The following is a 16,233-nucleotide window of genomic DNA, read 5'->3' on the forward strand; positions in this document are numbered from 1 at the left end:
GGCACCGCCCTCCGATTACGACGCCGCGGCCGGCAGCTCGACGCTGCCGGTTCGGATCGCCTCGATCTCCGCCTGCGCCTCGCCGATCTCGGCGAGCACCTTCAGGGTCGCGGCGGCCTCCTCCTCGTCGATCACGCTCATGGCGAAGCCGACGTGGACGAGAACCCAGGCGCCGACGAGTTCGGCGAGCGGATGGCCGGGCGCCGCGACGCAGACGACGTCCACCGTGCGGCGGACGCCCGAGACGTCGACCGTCGCGAGCATGGCGGCCTCGTCGACGATCGCGACGATGCGGCCGGGAATGCCGAGGCACATGGGTGTTCTCCTTCTCGCGCTCTTCTTGGTGCGCTCTACGCGGGGCGCGTCGTCAGTGGCTGCGCCCGAACGCGGCGTCGCGGGCGATGCCGTAACGTTCGAGCTTGGCGCGCAGGCCGACCCGGGAGAGGCCGAGCTCTTCGGCCGCCCGGCTCTTGTTCCAGCGGCAGCGCACCAGCGTCTCCATCAGGATGAGGGCTTCCATCCGCTCGATGCGGTCCTTCAGCGGCCCCGCATTGCGGATCGCCGCTTCGAGCGGCATGACCTTCGCGGACGCCGCCGCCGCGCCATGAACGACGTGCGGCGACAGCAGATCGGCGCCGAGCTGATCGGTTCCGGCAAGGACCAGCATCCGCGTCACTTCGTTCTGCAATTCCCGGACGTTACCAGGCCAGTCATAGGTTTCGATGCAGCCGAGGGCCTCCTCGGTGAAGCCCTTGACCCGTTTGCCGTGGGTCGTCGACAGGCGGTCGAGCAGGTGCTGGGCGAGCGCCCTGAGGTCGCCGCGCCGCTCACGCAAGGGCGGCATCGTCAGGGTCAGCGCGGCGAGCCGGTAGTACAGGTCTTCGCGGAAGCGGCCTGCCTTCACGGCGGCCGAGAGATCGGCGTGGGTGGCCGCCAGCACGCGGACATTGACCCGCTTCACGTCGTTCGAGCCGACCGGGCGGATCTCGCCCTCCTGAAGGAAGCGCAAGAGCTTCACCTGGAAGGCGGGGGAGACGTCGCCGATCTCGTCGAGGAGCACGGTGCCGCCGTCGGCCTGATCGAGGAGGCCGATCCGGTTGGTGTGGGCGCCCGTGAACGAGCCCTTCTTGTGGCCGAACAGCTCGGACTCGAGGAGCTCGTCGGGGATCGCCCCGCAATTGACGGCGAAAAAGGGCCGCTCGCCGCGCAGGCTCGAATAATGGATCGCGCGCGACAGGAGCTCCTTGCCGGTACCGGTCTCGCCGAGGATGAGCACGGGGATATCGAAGGTCGCGACCTGGGCGGCGCGGCGGCAGACCTCGTTGAGGGCACTGCCGGGGCTGCGGATCAGGGCATCAAAGTGGAAATTCTCCCGGACCTTCTCGCGGCGTTCCACCACGCGCGCCTGAGCCGTCGGCGCCGCGAGTTTCAGTTCGAGCGAGAGCCGGTCATAGTCACGCTGGAGCTGGTAGAGCCGGGCGGCCCCTTGCGCGGCGAGCAGCAATTGGTCCGGATGCCAGGGCTTGGTGATGAACTGGTGGATGCCGGCTTCGTTGATCGCCCCGATCATGTCGTCGGTGTCGGTGTAGCCGGTAACGATGATGCGCACGATGTCCGGCCAGCGGGCGCGGACTTCGGTGAGGAGATCGACGCCGGAGCGCTCGGGCATGCGCTGGTCGCAGAAGATCGCCTGGATCCACTCCGTCTCCAGGATTGCCAACGCGGCGGCGGCGTTCAGCGCCGTGTGGACCTCGAAATCCTCGCCGAGCACCCGGGCGATCACCTCGACCGAGCGCGGCTCGTCGTCCACCACCAGGATGGCCGCACGGGTCGGGGTCGGGGTGCCGGCCGGAGCGTTCACGGCACGAGCTCCGCGCTCGCCCGCAACGCCTTCGCCCGCTTCTCGGATTCGGCCGCGAGCGCGTCGAGCTGGCGGCGGCGCTCTTCGCCGAGCCAGGCGATCCAGGCCCCGAGGCCTGGCGTGCCGCGGCTCGAGGCGTGGAGGATCGGCGCCGTCGGATTGATGCGGGCGATGTTGCGCTCGATCGCCGCCACGTCGACGTCGAGATGGGGCAGGAGATCGACCTTGGTCAGGACGACGAGATCGGCCGTCTCGAAGATGTTTGGATATTTCAGGGGCTTGTCTTCGCCTTCTGTGACGGAGATCAAAGTCACGCGGCGCGTCTCGCCGAGATCGAAGGCGGCCGGGCAGACGAGATTGCCCACATTCTCGATGAAGAGGAGGCCGCCCGGGGGCAGCGGCAAGTCTTCCACGGCGTGGCCCACCATGTGGGCATCGAGATGGCAGCCCTTGCCGGTGTTGATCTGGACCGCGGGCGTGTCGGTCGCGCGGATGCGGTCGGCGTCGTTCTGAGTCTGCTGGTCGCCCTCGATGACGGCGGCGGGCACGCGGCCGCCGAGGGCTTTGAGGGTTTCAACGAGCAGGGTCGTCTTGCCGGCACCGGGGCGGCGAGGAGGTTCACCGCGAAGACGCCGCCCGCCGTGAACGCCGCGCGGTTGCGGGCGGCATAGGCGTCGTTCTTGGCGAGGATGCGGTCTTCGAGCTCGACGAGCCGCTGCTCGCGGGACGCCGGGCCGTGATCATGATCATGGTGATGATCGTGACCGTGCCCGTCGTGGCCATGATGGTGACCGTCGTGGGCGTGGGCATGGTGCTCATGACCATCGTGGTCGTGGTCGTGGTGGTGGTGACCATGATGATCGTGGTCGCCGTGGGGACCGTGATCGTGGTGATGGTGGTCCGCCCGCGGACGGCCGTCCGCGCCGGAGATCGAGACCTGATCCGTCCCGCAGCCGCAGGTCACACACATCACACCACCTCCAGATCCTTGATGCGCAAGTCGGTTCCGCCGTTCGGCCGCAACCGCTCGCCGCCGCAGCGGGGGCACGGGGCGAGGCGGTCGGCGAGCGCCACCGTGTCCGAGCAATCGAAGCACCATGCGGTGCCGGGTTCGTTGAGGACGATCAGTTCCGCGCCGTCCGCGAGCGAGCCGCGCATCACGACATCGAAACCGAACCGCAGCGCCTCGACCTCGACGCCGGCGAACGCGCCGACGGAGAGCCGTACCGTGCTGACCTTGCTGAAGCCGTGGGTGCGCGCGGCCTCGCGGAGCGAGTCGAGCAGGCTTTCGCAGAGCGCCATCTCATGCATGCAGGGCTCCCTCCGGCGTCTCGACCCTGAGCCGCACCGGCACGCACGGGTTGACGCTCGCGATCGCGATCCGCGCCAGCATCGGCGTGTTGGGTCCGATCGGCAAGGCGGTGAGCACGCGGGTGAGAAGCCCGCCGGGGGCGAGGTTCCAGGCGCTCGGCGAGAGCACATGATACGCCGTCACGACGCCGTTCTCGACCCGCGCCTGATGGGCGAGCAGGCCGCGGGCGGCCCACGCGCGGCCGAGGCCGGGCGAGGCGGCAGGGACCGGCGCGGGATCGGGTGCGTCGATGAGACCGGCAAGCAGATCGAGGAGACGGGCGACGAAGCGGGTTACGAGCGACGCCCCCTCGCGGGCGAGCAACGCGGCGACGAGCGGAGCTTCCCGCCACCCGTCGAGGATAGTCGTCTCGCGCGGCATGGGCGGCGCGCCGTCGTGAAGAGCCGCGGCGAAGTCGGTGCGCGTGGGGCTCGGGAGTTCGGCACGGCCGATTAGGGGCTCGGCTGCCTGCCGCAGGCGGGCCAGCACGCGCGCGGCTGGAGAGGCGCCTTCGTCGATCCAGGCGTCGAGATCGGCGGCCGAGGCGGCCGCGAGATCGGGATCGCCGCTGGCGAGGTGCTGTGCGAGCGCGCGCCGGTCGGCTGCGCCCCCGCCGATGCGCCCGAGCGCCGCCCTGTCGGGTTCCAGGCCGAACAGGGTCGGCCAGTCGTGCAGGACGGCGAGGGCGTGGTCGCGGATGCGCTCCTGCCGTGCCACAGCCAGGCGCGCGGCGACCGCGTCCGGCCCGGCATCGCGCCCGAGGGCGGCGGCCGCCGCCGCGCCATGGGCGCCGCCGCAGAGGTTGAACACGCGGGGGAGCAGACGCTCGGCCTCCTCCGGGGTACGCCCGATCACGCAACGCGCCGGATCCGGCCCGGCCACCGGCGCGAAGCGCCAAGGCTCTGCCCTGTCCGACGGATCGAACGTGATGTCGAGCGCGGCGAGGGTCACGGCCGTGCGTCCCGGCCGGCCGCGGACCCGCCGAAGATCAGCGTCCGACGGCTCGGCTCGGCGAGCGGCGTGACAGTCTGCGGCGGGGCCGAGGTCGCGGCTTCGCCGTCCGCCTCGTCGTCGCGCAAGGCGGGATCGAACAGAGCGGCGAGGGCCGCCCGGGCGGTGTCCTCGGCTTGCAGCATCGAGGTGAATTCGAGCATCGGCGAGAACAGCGAGCAGGCCTTGTAGGGGCCCGTCTCGGTGCGGTTCGCCCCCAGGAACTCATATTCGCCGGAGGGGAAATCGAGGATTTCGCGGCTGCCGGTCACGAGCTTCGCCCAATTGTCGTCCGGCCCCGGCACGAGCACGATGTTCATGAACCACGGCGTGACGAGGACGCCGATGATCCGCCCTTCGTAAGGCCGGAAGCCGATCGCTCGCACGCCGAGTGTTTCGTTGACGAGCGGGACGCCGCGCATCTGCCCGGCGTGGATCTCGCGGAAGGTGGCCTCGAAGCGGCGCGCGGCCTCGGCGGCGAGCGCCGCGAGCGGGTCCGGCACTGCCGGAACGGGGATTGCAGCCGGCGCGTCCGCGGCGTCGATCACCATGAACTGGTCGCGCGCGCCGTCGCAGCGCGGGCAGCGCCAATGGTCCGGTAGGCGCGCGAAGGGGGTGCCGGCGGGCACCTGCCAATAATCGCATCCTTCTGCGGGATCATAGACATGCCAGCAGATCTTGCATTCGAGCTTCGCGTTCGCGGGGAGCCGCGAGACGTCGCCGAGAAAGGAGCCTTCGAACCGAGGGATCGTCATGGCCCGTCCCTCAGCGCACGGATTCGAGGATGTCGGCGAGGCGCTCGGCGGAATCGGCGATGTCTTCCGCCGCCGCGCAGGCGACCGCCGGCACGTCGATGATCTCGATCGTATCGAGGATCAGCGCATCCGTGGAGTTGAAGTAGCGCACCCGCCAGACCTCGCGCATCCCCGTCGCGTCGATCCGACAATTGCCGTAGCCGCGCGACAGGATGATCGTGCGGCCCTGGCCGAGCACGGCATCGATCGCCGCCATATCTTCGGGGCTGAGCGGCAGCAGGGTGAGGTTGACGACGTGGGGCGCGTCGCCCGGCTGGCGGGTGCGGCTGCGGTGGGCGATCTCGGCCAGCACCGCCGGAGCGTTGATGATGCCCGGCCGGGCGAAGGCGGCGACATCGATCACCGCCGCCTGATCGGACGGGAAGGCCCGGACGAGCGCGCCGCGGGGGAAGGCGGCGATCTCGATGCGCTCGCGAGAGCGGCCGCCGTCGCCGCCCCGGATGCGCCACACCCCGGCGAGCGTCGCTTCCTGGATCTCGATGCGTTCGCTTCCCGCCTCGATCCGGACCGAGACCTCGCCTTCGCCGAGGGTTTCCGCGACGAGGGCGCGGGCCTCGGCCTCAAGACCGTCGAGGGGGATCAAAGCCGAGGTGCCCGGCTGCCATTGGAGCAGCGCGGCGTGAACTGCTTCGAGTGTCTCGATCGCCGGGCGGGCGCGGGACGGATCGTCGATCTCCGGCAGATGCGGCTCGTAGGTCCGCATGCCGGACGGCATCGGCAGATAGGCGAGCCCGTCCTCACCCTCGGGCTGAGAACCAGGGCCGAAGCCGATCGGGGGAACCGTCGCATAGGGCAGAGACGACATCGGCGAGCCTCACGAAAGGGCGGCGGAAAGCGGGGTGGGTGCGGCCGGCGGGCTGTCGCCGCGCGCGGCCGCGACGAGCGGCGCGAGACGGTCGATGAACTCGTCCCAATCCCGCATGCGGGAGAGCGAGCCGACCGGCTCGCGGCCTCCGACCACGACGATGGCGGGGAGGGCGATGCCGCCGAGTTGCTCCCGCAGCCGCCGCTCGCAGGCCGGGCCGGCGACCGCGCCGCCGTCGGCGCGCAGGACGCGTTGGAGCTCGGGCAGCACCACGGCGACGTCCGGCGTCTCGACATGGGCGCGCCCGTGGGCGGGGAGAAAAACGAGCCTTACGCCCGCGCTCCAGTCCGGCAGGCTCTCGCCGTCGAGATAGGGATAGCCGTGGGCCGCGACGAGGCGATCGACCAGGGGATGAAGGCCGTCGGAGGCCGGGGTCGCGGCGGGCAAGGGGGCGCTTTCGGCATCGCTCATGATGTCTGGTCCTCTCGGGCGGCGCGCGCGGTCTCGAGCTGGGCGGCGAGGTGCGGCGGTAAGGGTGGTTCGCGGTCGACGAGATCGGCGAAGGCTTCGTCGAGCGAGCCCGTCTCGCCCCGCATCACGGCGGCGACGGCAGCGTGGGCGTCGTCGATCTGGCGGGCCTCCTCGGCATCGATCAGCCGGCGACCGGCGCCGAGGAAGGTGAGGACGTGATCGCCGGGGCGCGCCTCCGGCAGCAGCGAGAGGTCGATCCGGTGCCGTTCGTTGCCGCGCCGGCATTCGCCGACCCAGCCGTCGATCCGTTCGATCCGCATGGGAACGCCGAGACACATGCCGGTCACCCCTGCGTCCAGCCGGCGAGCACCCGGGCGTCGCCGACGCGGCAGGCGGCCTCGGGGCTGGGGCGCCCGCCCTCGTACACTTCGCGGGAGACAGCGGGGGCGGCGAAGCCGTCGTGCGAGGTGCGCGGCACCGCTGCGATGCCGAAATCGTCCGCGAGGATCGCAAGGACGGCCGCGAGCGCCGGTTCCAGCTTGTCCGCGACGGCGGGGGTCAGACCGCCGCCATAATCGTCGAGCCGCTCCGGCTGGATGCCGACGAGCCGCAGCCGGCGTGGTGCGCAGCCGCGAAAGTGCAGGAGCGCGAGCACTTCCTGGAAACCGGTCTGATGCAGGCTGACCTTGCGCGCGCCGAGCACGGCGGGGACTTCGTCGTCGCGCAGCACCTTCAGCGTCGCGGGGGGCAGGCCGTAATCGATGGCGTCGACGAGGATGACGCCGTCGGCGTCCTCGAGATGCGGCAGGAGGTAGAGGCCCTGGGTGCCACCGTCGAGCACGGTGACGTTGGCCGGCAGTTCATAGCGGGAATCGAGCGCCTCGATGACGCGGACCCCGAACCCTTCGTCGGCCCAGAGGATGTTGCCGATGCCGAGCACGAGGATGCGATCGCCGTCAGCAGCGCAAGGATCGTCCATGGGCACGCCTCCCGACCACGGGCTTCCCGCCCGCAAGGCGAACGGTCTGCGCCGTTCTTTCGAGTTCTTCTCAATACAAGCTGCATGCCACGGCGGGGCCGACGGCAGGGCCTTGATATTGCAAATGAAATTCAGACGGACGGGAGATGCGGAAGCCGATGGTGGAAATATGATGATCGGCCTCCCATCAAAATGGAAAGAGCGCTTCCAATACAGAAAGCGCGGCCGAAGCCGCGCTGCGCCGTTCCGAAATGGAGCGGGCGCGACCGAGGCCGCGCGCGCCTAATCCAGGGGATCGCTATTCCGGCTCGTCGTCCCGGAACGAGCGGTAGCCGTTGGTGATGGCCGAGATCATGGTCTGACGGGACATGATGTCCTCGCGGATCACCGAATAGACGTGGATGATCACGAACAGGATTATCATCCACATGCCGAGGTGATGCAGCGTGTGGACCTGGAGCGAGCCGCCGAGGAGCGGGATCACCCAGCCGAACAGATGGTCCTGCCAGCTTCCGCGGCCGGCGCCCTCGGAATAGAGGGCGAAGCCGGTGAGGATCATGAAGGCGAGGCCGAGCACCATCACGAGGAACAGGAAGGTCTGCGCCAGCGGGTTGTGGCCGACGAACTTCAGCGGCCGCGGCTTCAGGAACGCATACCACTGCACCTCGATGAAGAGGCCGCGCCAGAAGCTCTTGCGCCAGATGGGGAAGGTGAAGAGCTCCCGGGAATATCTGTTGCCGAGGAAGGCCCAGGCGATGCGGCCGAGGAAGCCCACCGCGAGGATGTAGCCCGCCGTGAAGTGGATGAAGCGGATCGTGCCCATCAGGAAATGGGCGCTCGCCTCGCCCGAGAGCGTCGGGAACGGCGAGCCGATCAGGTAGCCGGTGACGCAGAGCGTCACGATCGCCAGGGCATTGACCCAATGCCAGAGCCGCACCGGCGCCTCGTAGACATAGACGGTCGTGAGGCGCTTGGCAGGCGCGCCCTCGACGGTCTCGGCTGCGGGGCCGGCATCCGGCGCGAGAGAGGAGGGGAGAACGCGCGTCATGGCGGCTCCCTCTCAGCGCACGGTGACACGGGCCATCTCTTCCCCATCGGGCGAGATGACGTGGGTCGAGCAGGCGAGGCACGGGTCGAAGGAGTGGAGGGTGCGCAGGATCTCCACCGGCTCCTCGGGCCGCTGCATCGGGGTGTTCATCAGCGAGGCCTCGAAGGCGCCGATATTGCCCTTCGGGTCGCGCGGGCCGCCGTTCCAGGTCGTCGGCACCACGCACTGATAATTCTCGATGCGGCCGTCCTTGATCTTGATCCAGTGGCCGAGGCCGCCGCGCGGCGCCGCCACCGTGCCGACCCCCTTCGCCTCCTTCGGCCAGGTCGAGGGATCCCACTTTTCGACGTTGGCGGTCGCGGTGTCGCCGGCGATGATGTTGGCCATCAGCGCATCGAAGTCGTCGAGCATCATCGCCGCGCAATAATGCGCTTCAAGGGCGCGGGCGAGGGTGCGGCCGATCGTGGTCGGCAGCGCCTGCTTCGCCGTGAGCTGGGTCCCGGCGAGGGCGTTGAAGCGGCCGAGCGCCTCGTCGACCTGACCCTTCACGTACGGGACGCCGTGCGAATAGGCCAGGATGTAGCGGGCGAGCGGGCCGACCTCGACAGCGTTGCCCTTCCAGCGGGGCGCCTTGATCCAGGAATATTTGGCCGCCTCGTCCACCGCCTCGATGTTGGTGCGGGTGCCCTTGGCGGCCGGGCCGAGCTCGTATTGCGGGTCGGTCACGCCGTCCCACGGGTGCAGGCCCTTGTCGTTGTTGCCGGCGCCGTAGGTGTACCAGGAATGGGTGACGAACTCCTGGACCTGGGTCGGGTCGCGGGGATCGATCTCATGGATCTCCTCCCAGTTGCCGCCGAGGATGACGCCGCCCGGCAGCCGGTCGGTCGACTTCTTGCCCTGCACGGCGGCGTAATCGCCGTAATCCATGACGTTGGTGGCGGAGAGACCGCCGCCATAGAGCCAGCCCTTGTAGAAGCTCGCGATGGCGATCACGTCCGGCACATAGACGTTCTTGGAGAACTCGAACGCCTCCTGAAGCTTCAGCTTCACGAAGTTGAGGCGCTCCATGTTCAGCGGCGCACCCGCCGCCATGTCGCCGTCCATGTTGATGGCGCAGGGAACGCCGCCGACCATGTAGTTCGGATGCGGATTCTTGCCGCCGAAGATGGTGTGGACCTTCACGATCTCCTTCTGGAAATCGAGCGCCTCAAGATAATGCGTGACGGCGAGAAGGTCGGCCTCCGGCGGCAGCAGATAGGCCGGATTGTCCCAATAGCCGTTCTTGAACAGGCCGAGCTGCCCGCTCTCGACGAACTTTTTCAGCCGGGTCTGGACGTCGCGGAAATAGCCCGGCGACGATTTCGAGTGGTCGGAGATCGCCTGCTGGAGCGTCGAGGTCGCCTTCGGATCGGCCTTCAACGCGTTGACCGGGTTCACCCAATCGAGGGCGTGCAGGTGATAGAAGTGCACGACGTGGTCGTGCCATTGCAGCACCTTCGCCATGATCTCGCGGATCAGGAAGGCGTTGTTGGGGATCTTGATCTGGAGCGCGTCTTCGACGGCGCGCACCGAGGTCAGCGCGTGGCAGCCCGTGCACACGCCGCAGATGCGCTCGACGAAGGCCCAGGCGTCGCGCGGATCGCGGCCCTTGAGGATGACTTCGAGGCCGCGCCACATCGTGCCGGTCGAGACGGCGTTGCGGATGACGTTGTCGGAATCGACGTTCACCTCGCAGCGCATGTGGCCTTCGATGCGGGTGACCGGATCGACGACGATGCGTTTGCCCGAGGTGTCGAGCGTGAAGCCGTTCGGCGTTTGGATCGTCATGCCGCTTCTCCCTTATGTCCGTTGTTCGCGGCGGTGTTGGTTTGGTCGTCGCGGCGGTGCCGGGCGCGCTTCAAGGCGCTCACAGCGGCATGGACCGCGACCGCGCCGCCGACCACGCCGGCAGCGGCGAAGCCGATCTGGTCGGCGTTGGCCTCGACCCCGAAGCCCTCGTTCTTGAGGTCGGTCAGGCGGGCGTACCAGGAACCCTTGTCCCAGAAGCCCTCTTCCGAGCAGCCGATGCAGCCGTGGCCGGACTGGATCGGGAAGGAGACGCCGTCGTTCCAGCGGGTGGTCGAGCAGGCGTTGTAGGTGGTCGGACCCTTGCAACCCATCTTGTAGAGGCAGTAGCCCTTGCGCGCGCCTTCGTCGTCGAACGCCTCGACGAACTCGCCCGCATCGAAATGCCCGCGGCGATAGCATTTGTCGTGGATGCGCTGGGAATAGAACATCTTCGGCCGGCCCTGCCGGTCGAGATCGGGGATGCGGTCGAAGGTCAGCATGTAGGTGATGACGCCGGTCATCACCTCGGCGATCGGCGGACAGCCGGGCACCTTGATGATCGGCTTGTCGGTGATGACCTCGTGGACCGGCGTCGCGCGGGTCGGGTTCGGCCGCGCCGCCTGGACGCAGCCGTGAGAGGCGCACGAGCCCCAGGAGATGATCGCCTTGGCGTCGGTCGCGACCTTCTTGAGCTGGTCGACGAACGGCTTGCCCCCGACGATGCAGTACATCCCGTCTTCGTTGAGCGGCGGGTTGCCCTCGACGGCCAGGATGTAGTTGCCTTTGTACTTGGTCATCACCTCGTCGAGGATCGCTTCCGCCTGGTGACCGGCGGAGGCCATCAGGGTGTCGTCGTAATCGAGCGAGATCATGCTCAGGACGACATCCTTCACGAGCGGATGCGCCGAGCGGATGAAGCTCTCCGAGCAGCAGGTGCATTCGAGCCCGTGGAGCCACAGCACCGGGGTCCGCGGCTTCGTCTCCATCGCGTGGGCGATCTCGGGCACGAATTCGGGGCTGAGGCCGAGTGCGGCGGCGGTCAGCGAACAATATTTCAAGAACGAACGGCGGGTGATGCCTTGGCGCCGCATCACCTCGTAGAATGTCTCGAGCCCGGCCATGCGCCGATCCCTCCCATATGCTTGCCGCGTCGGGCGCGCGTCGAGGCGTTCCCGGTGGGGGATCAACAGCAATCGCCGTGCCGTCCTTGTTCTTATAGAAATTCCAATGTCTTAAGCCGAAGCGAGCCGGTCGGGCGCGGAAAGGGGAAAACCGCTTTCCACCCGACCCGGTAAGCCGCTTACCGCCCCGTGAGCCGCGCCGCGGCGACCACCGCCTGACCGAAAGCGAGGCCGCCGTCATTGGCCGGAACGGTCTCGGGGAGCAGGACTTCGAGGCCCGCTTCGGTGAGCCGCGCGGCAAGGCGCTCGAGGAGAAGCGCGTTCTGGAGAACGCCACCGGAGGCCGCGACCGCCTTCGCGCCGTGAGAGGCAGCGAGCCGGATCGCGAGGTCGGCGAAGACGTCGGCGACGCCGTGATGAAAGCGGCGGGCGATCTCCTCCGGCGCGCGGCCGCCGGTGCGGTCGGCGACCGCCGCGCGCCACATCGGCGCCGGATCGATCGCGATCGGATCGGCGTCGAACCGTACGGCGAACGGGTAGGGGGTGAGCCCCGCGTCCGCCCGGCCTGCGACGGCTTCGAGGGCCATCGCCGCCTCGCCCTCGAAGGTCTGGCGCCGCGGCGCGAGGTCGAGCAAGGCCGCCATGGCATCGAACAGGCGGCCGGCGGAACTCGCGGGCGGCGAATTGAGGCCGCGGGCGATCATCGCCCGGATCGTCGGGATCGGCAGACCGTCGAATCGCGCGGCGGGGATGTCTTCGGGGGCAAGCGCGGCGTCGAGATGGGCGAGCAGGCAGCGCCAGGGCTCGCGGCTCGCGGTGTCGCCGCCGGCGAGCGGAATGGGATCGAGGCGGGCGAGCCGCCGGCTGATGCGATAATCGCAGAGCAGGATCTCGGCGCCCCAGGCGGTGCCGTCGTCGCCGAGCCCGGTGCCGTCGAGGGCGATGCCGATCACGGGTCCGCGGTCCGCCGGCCAGCCGTGTTCCGCCATCGCGGCGGCGATGTGGGCGTGGTGGTGCTGGACGGCGACGAGCGGGAGCCCGCCCGCGTCCGCGAGTGCGGCGCCGATCCGGCTCGCGCGGTAATCGGGATGGAGATCGACAGCGATCGCTTCGGGACGGTGATCAAACAGGGCCGCGTAATCGGCGAGGGCCGAATCGAAGGCGTCCTGGGTCGCCGGCTCGTCGAGATCGCCGAGATGGTGAGAGAGTAGCGCCCGCCCACCGGCGGTCAGGCAGATGGCACTCTTGAGCTCCGCGCCGAGGGCGAGCACGGGCGGCGCGTCCGCAAAGCCCGGCGGCAGCGCGCGTGGCGCCGGGGCGAGGCCGCGGCCCCGCCGCAGGATGCGGAGCCGGCCGCCGGCGACGCGCGCGACGCTGTCGTCGAGCCGCCGGGCGATCGGCCGATCATGGCCGAGGATGCCGCCCACGATGCCGGCGAGCCCTGACCGCACCGCTGCGTCCTCGAAGATCTGCGGTTCGCCGGAGCGGTTGGCGCTCGTCATCACCAGCGGCCGGTCGACGGCCGCGAGCAGCAGGTGATGCAGCGGCGTATAGGGCAGCATCACCCCGAGCCGATCCTGACCGGGCGCGAGCGAGGCGGCGAGCGGCGCCCTCTCGCGCCTGCGGACGAGGACGATCGGGGCGGAAGGATGCGCCAAAGCCGCCACCTCGTCCGCGTCCACGACGCACAGCGCCTCCAGCATGGCGCGGTCGCGGACCATCACTGCGAGCGGCTTGGTCGGCCGGTGCTTGCGGCGCCGCAATTCGGCGACCACAGCCTCGCCGCCGGCATCGCAGGCGATGTGGAAGCCGCCGATACCCTTGAGGGCGAGGATGGCACCGGATCGCAGCAGCCGAGCCGCGTGGGCGACGGGATCACCGTCGACGACGCGTCCCTCGTGCTCGAGCGTCAGCCGGGGACCACAGGTGGGACATGCGATCGGCTGGGCATGGAAGCGGCGGTCGGCGGGGTCTTCGTACTCGGCGCAGCATTCCGGGCAGAGGCCGAAGGCGCGCATCGTCGTGTTGATACGGTCGTAGGGCAGGGCCTCGACGATCGAGAAGCGCGGCCCGCACTCGGTGCAATTCGTGAAGGCGTACGCATGGCGCCGCGCGGCAGGATCGCGGATCTCGGCGAGGCAGGCGGGGCAGGTCGCGACATCGGGAACAATGCCCGGCGCCACCGCCCCCGGCGCGCTCGCTGCAATCACGAAACCGTCGGCCGGGAACGGCGGCACGACCCGGCGATCGATCGTCTCGATGCGGGCGAGGGGCGGGGCTTCCGCCACGAGCGCCGTCGCGAACCGGTCGAGAATCGCAAGCGGCGCCCGGGCCGCGATGACGACGCGGTCGCCACGGTTCGACACCGCGCCGGCGATCCCGAGCCGCTGGGCGAGCCGCCAGACGAACGGCCGAAACCCGACGCCCTGGACGAGCCCACGAACCTCGATCTCTGCGGCGTGGTCCGGTTCGGCCGGCATGATCGCGCTCAGTGCACTGTGCAGACCATGCACGGATCGAACGACCGCACGATGTGCTGGACGCTGACCGGCGTCGTCTCGCCCTGACGCACGGGCGCACCGACCAGCGCCGCTTCGAGCGGGCCGGGCACGCCGGCTTGGTCGCGCGGCGAGAAGTTCCAGGTCGTGGGCGCGATGATCTGGTAGGAGGCGATGCGGCCATCCACGACCCGCAACCAGTGGCCGAGGGCGCCGCGTGCCGCCTCCGTCAGGCCCGCCGCACGGCCCTCCCGCGGCATCGTCCCTTGCGCGCACCAGGGCGCGCCCGGCTCCAGCGCGCGGACCCACTGCTCCATGGCGATCAGGGTACGGGCCGTCTCGACGAGGCGCGCGACGACCCGGACGAACACGCTGCCGCCTCCCGCCGCCACGAGGGCGCGGACGAGCGGCTGGCCGTCCACCATCTGGCGCGCCACGGCGCCGGTCTCGTAGGGCGCGCCGCCGAGCCGAGGCGCCTTGCACCAGCTATAGCCGTCTTCGTCCGCCGCGTCGGGCAAGGTGAAGCCATCGAAGGGATGGTGCGCCCGCCCGCGGCCTTCCATGCGGGCATTGGTGTGGTCTTCGGCGATCAGCGCCGTGTCGAGCGATCCCGGAACGCCGCCGGCGAAGGTGCCGCGCGCATAGAGCGGACCGTCCGCGCCCGGATAGGCGCCGTAGCTCAGATAGCGGTCATAGGCCCGGCCGAGACCGGCGAGTTCGAGGTCCTCGGCGATCGCGAGGAACAAGGCGAGATCGCTCGTGCCCTGCCGCAGCCGGGCGAGATCCGCGGGATCCGAGAGGGCGGCAATCGCTTCGAGCGGGGCGCCAAACAGGCGTTCCTCCAGCCCCTGCCGCACCGCGCCGAGGGTCGCGACGAGGCGCATCTGGTCGCGCGCGTCGGCCCCGCGCGTGACCCCGCCGGGCTGGATCGCCAGCGAATGCGGCCATCGGCCGCCGAGAAGGCCGATGACGTGGAGGAGGGTCGCCCGCACCTGGAGCGCCGCCCGCACGGCCGTGCCCTGAGCCGCCTTGAAGCGCGCCTCCGCCGTCGAAAACCAGGGCCGGTCCGCATAGAGCGCGCGGGCGAAATCCGGCATGAAGAAGACGTGGAAATGGGTGAGGTGGTCGGCGACGTTCTCGGTCGCGACGAGGAGGTTCGTCGCCGTGCGGCCGTTCGCCGTCGGCACGATGCCCTCGACGCCCGCGAGCGCCAAAGCCGCCGCGTGTGACTGCGAGACCGAGCAGATGCCGCAGATGCGCGGCGCGATCACCAAGGCGTCCCGCGGATCGCGGCCCTCCAGGATGCGCTCGAAGCCGCGGAAAAGCGGCGACGACACGAACGCGCCCTCGACCCGACCGCCGGCGACGTCGAGACGCACTTCGAGATCGCCCTCGACCCGATTGAACGGGCCGACGACGAGGCGCGTCGGGCCGTCCGCTGCTGGCTCGTCCGCTCTCATCGGCCGCGCGGGTCTCTGACCGCCGGCGGCGTCACGACATGGTCGCTCACCGCATTGCGCCTGAGCCGCTCCGGCGTCGCCGCCTTGGCGAGGGAGGAGAGGGCGACGAACCACGCCTTCGGCATGTCGGTCGGCAGCCCGATCGGGATGCCGGCGAGCTTCGGGGTCTCCAGGAACGCGTGGCCCGGCTCCTCGAATTCCGGCGCGGTGCAGTTGATGCAGGCGTAGCCGCCGCGGGTGCAGGAGCCTTCGCCGTTCCAGAGCCGGGTGTTGCAGTCGGCGTGGGCCTGGGTGCCGACACAGCCGAGATGTTCCATCATGCAACCGAGATCGGAGAGCTTCACCGCGCTCGCCTTGTACTCGTAAAATTCGTTGCGCGGGCAGCCGTGATGAACGAGGTGGTCCGCATAGAATCGCGGCCGGCGGTAGGTGTCGAGATCCTCGGCGCGCAAGAGGCCGGCGGCGAGCAGCATCAGCGTCTCGGTGATCCAGTTCGGATGGGTCGGGCAGCCGGCGACGTTGATGACCGGCAGGCCCGAACGGGAGCGGAACGCCGCGCCGAGCGCGCCGCCCTCGTGCCGGCCGTCATATTGCAGACCGCAGGCGTCGGTCGGGTTCACGCCGGCCGCCGTGACGCCGCCATACGCCGCGCAGGTGCCGACGGCGACGACGTGCTCGGCGCAAGCGGCGAGGCGGCGCACCCATTCGATCGTCGGGACGCCGGTCCCGGCGAGGATGTGAAAGCGGCCGGTATTGTTCGGGCCGCGCAGCATTGCGCCTTCGACGCAGAGCGCATCGAGCCGCACCGCGCCGGTGAGGATCCGATCGAACACCGCGAGCGCCTCGGCGCCGGTCTCCTCGGAGAGCGTCGGATGCCAGAGCATACGGATGCCCGCGCTCGACAGCGTCGCCGCGAGGTCCGGCGCCTCGGCGCACAGGAGCGACATGGTGCAGCCGCCGCAGCCGCCGGACTGGACCCAGAGAATGTTGAAGCCGTCCGCCATGGT

At 69.8% G+C, this 16,233-nt stretch carries 15 protein-coding genes and 1 pseudogene; all 16 read right to left on the reverse strand.

Going from position 1 to position 16,233, the window contains the following annotated elements:
* Positions 1-15 precede the first annotated feature (15 nt).
* Positions 16-315 (reverse strand): HypC/HybG/HupF family hydrogenase formation chaperone, encoded by a 300-nt coding sequence (locus F0357_RS22400; RefSeq protein ID WP_153490422.1) that lies wholly within the window; start codon positions 313-315, stop codon positions 16-18.
* 52 nt (positions 316-367) lie between these two features.
* Positions 368-1,861, reverse strand: a complete 1,494-nt coding sequence (locus tag F0357_RS22405) for a sigma-54-dependent transcriptional regulator (protein ID WP_312861789.1) — start codon at positions 1,859-1,861, stop codon at positions 368-370.
* Positions 1,858-2,831: pseudogene (hypB, locus tag F0357_RS22410) on the reverse strand (hydrogenase nickel incorporation protein HypB). Before hypB ends, F0357_RS22405 begins: the two are co-directional and overlap by 4 nt.
* On the reverse strand, positions 2,831-3,172 hold the full coding sequence (gene hypA, locus F0357_RS22415) for a hydrogenase maturation nickel metallochaperone HypA (protein WP_153490425.1): 342 nt from the start codon (positions 3,170-3,172) through the stop codon (positions 2,831-2,833). Before hypA ends, hypB begins: the two are co-directional and overlap by 1 nt.
* Entirely contained in the window at positions 3,165-4,163 is a 999-nt protein-coding gene (locus F0357_RS25370; protein ID WP_153490427.1) for a nickel-dependent hydrogenase large subunit, read from the reverse strand. The genes hypA and F0357_RS25370 overlap by 8 nt, the downstream gene beginning before the upstream one ends.
* Entirely contained in the window at positions 4,160-4,957 is a 798-nt protein-coding gene (locus F0357_RS22425; RefSeq protein ID WP_153490429.1) for a [NiFe]-hydrogenase assembly chaperone HybE, read from the reverse strand. Before F0357_RS22425 ends, F0357_RS25370 begins: the two co-directional genes overlap by 4 nt.
* A gap of 10 nt (positions 4,958-4,967) precedes the next feature.
* Complete coding sequence (locus tag F0357_RS22430; RefSeq protein WP_153490431.1) at positions 4,968-5,822, reverse strand: hydrogenase expression/formation protein; 855 nt, start codon at positions 5,820-5,822, stop codon at positions 4,968-4,970.
* A gap of 9 nt (positions 5,823-5,831) precedes the next feature.
* Positions 5,832-6,293, reverse strand: coding sequence for a thioredoxin domain-containing protein (locus F0357_RS22435; protein ID WP_153490433.1), 462 nt, complete (start codon positions 6,291-6,293; stop codon positions 5,832-5,834).
* Positions 6,290-6,631: a HypC/HybG/HupF family hydrogenase formation chaperone gene (locus F0357_RS22440; protein WP_153491573.1), complete on the reverse strand. Its 342-nt coding sequence runs from the start codon at positions 6,629-6,631 to the stop codon at positions 6,290-6,292. The genes F0357_RS22435 and F0357_RS22440 overlap by 4 nt, the downstream gene beginning before the upstream one ends.
* A gap of 5 nt (positions 6,632-6,636) precedes the next feature.
* Positions 6,637-7,272 carry a HyaD/HybD family hydrogenase maturation endopeptidase gene (locus F0357_RS22445; RefSeq protein WP_153490435.1) on the reverse strand — a complete coding sequence of 212 codons (636 nt, stop codon included), beginning with the start codon at positions 7,270-7,272 and terminating at the stop codon, positions 6,637-6,639.
* A gap of 298 nt (positions 7,273-7,570) precedes the next feature.
* Positions 7,571-8,320 (reverse strand): Ni/Fe-hydrogenase, b-type cytochrome subunit, encoded by a 750-nt coding sequence (cybH, locus tag F0357_RS22450; RefSeq protein WP_153490438.1) that lies wholly within the window; start codon positions 8,318-8,320, stop codon positions 7,571-7,573.
* A 12-nt stretch (positions 8,321-8,332) separates the two neighbouring features.
* Positions 8,333-10,147, reverse strand: a complete 1,815-nt coding sequence (locus F0357_RS22455) for a nickel-dependent hydrogenase large subunit (RefSeq protein ID WP_153490440.1) — start codon at positions 10,145-10,147, stop codon at positions 8,333-8,335.
* Positions 10,144-11,268: a hydrogenase small subunit gene (locus F0357_RS22460; RefSeq protein WP_153490443.1), complete on the reverse strand. Its 1,125-nt coding sequence runs from the start codon at positions 11,266-11,268 to the stop codon at positions 10,144-10,146. The genes F0357_RS22455 and F0357_RS22460 overlap by 4 nt, the downstream gene beginning before the upstream one ends.
* Before the next feature lie 179 nt (positions 11,269-11,447).
* Positions 11,448-13,748: a carbamoyltransferase HypF gene (gene hypF, locus F0357_RS22465; protein ID WP_153490446.1), complete on the reverse strand. Its 2,301-nt coding sequence runs from the start codon at positions 13,746-13,748 to the stop codon at positions 11,448-11,450.
* 8 nt (positions 13,749-13,756) lie between these two features.
* Positions 13,757-15,226, reverse strand: a complete 1,470-nt coding sequence (locus tag F0357_RS22470) for a nickel-dependent hydrogenase large subunit (protein WP_153490448.1) — start codon at positions 15,224-15,226, stop codon at positions 13,757-13,759.
* Positions 15,223-16,230 carry an NADH-quinone oxidoreductase subunit B family protein gene (locus F0357_RS22475; RefSeq protein WP_153490450.1) on the reverse strand — a complete coding sequence of 336 codons (1,008 nt, stop codon included), beginning with the start codon at positions 16,228-16,230 and terminating at the stop codon, positions 15,223-15,225. The genes F0357_RS22470 and F0357_RS22475 overlap by 4 nt, the downstream gene beginning before the upstream one ends.
* Positions 16,231-16,233: the final 3 nt, after the last annotated feature.

The organism is Segnochrobactrum spirostomi (assembly GCF_009600605.1).
Classification (GTDB): domain Bacteria; phylum Pseudomonadota; class Alphaproteobacteria; order Rhizobiales; family Segnochrobactraceae; genus Segnochrobactrum; species Segnochrobactrum spirostomi.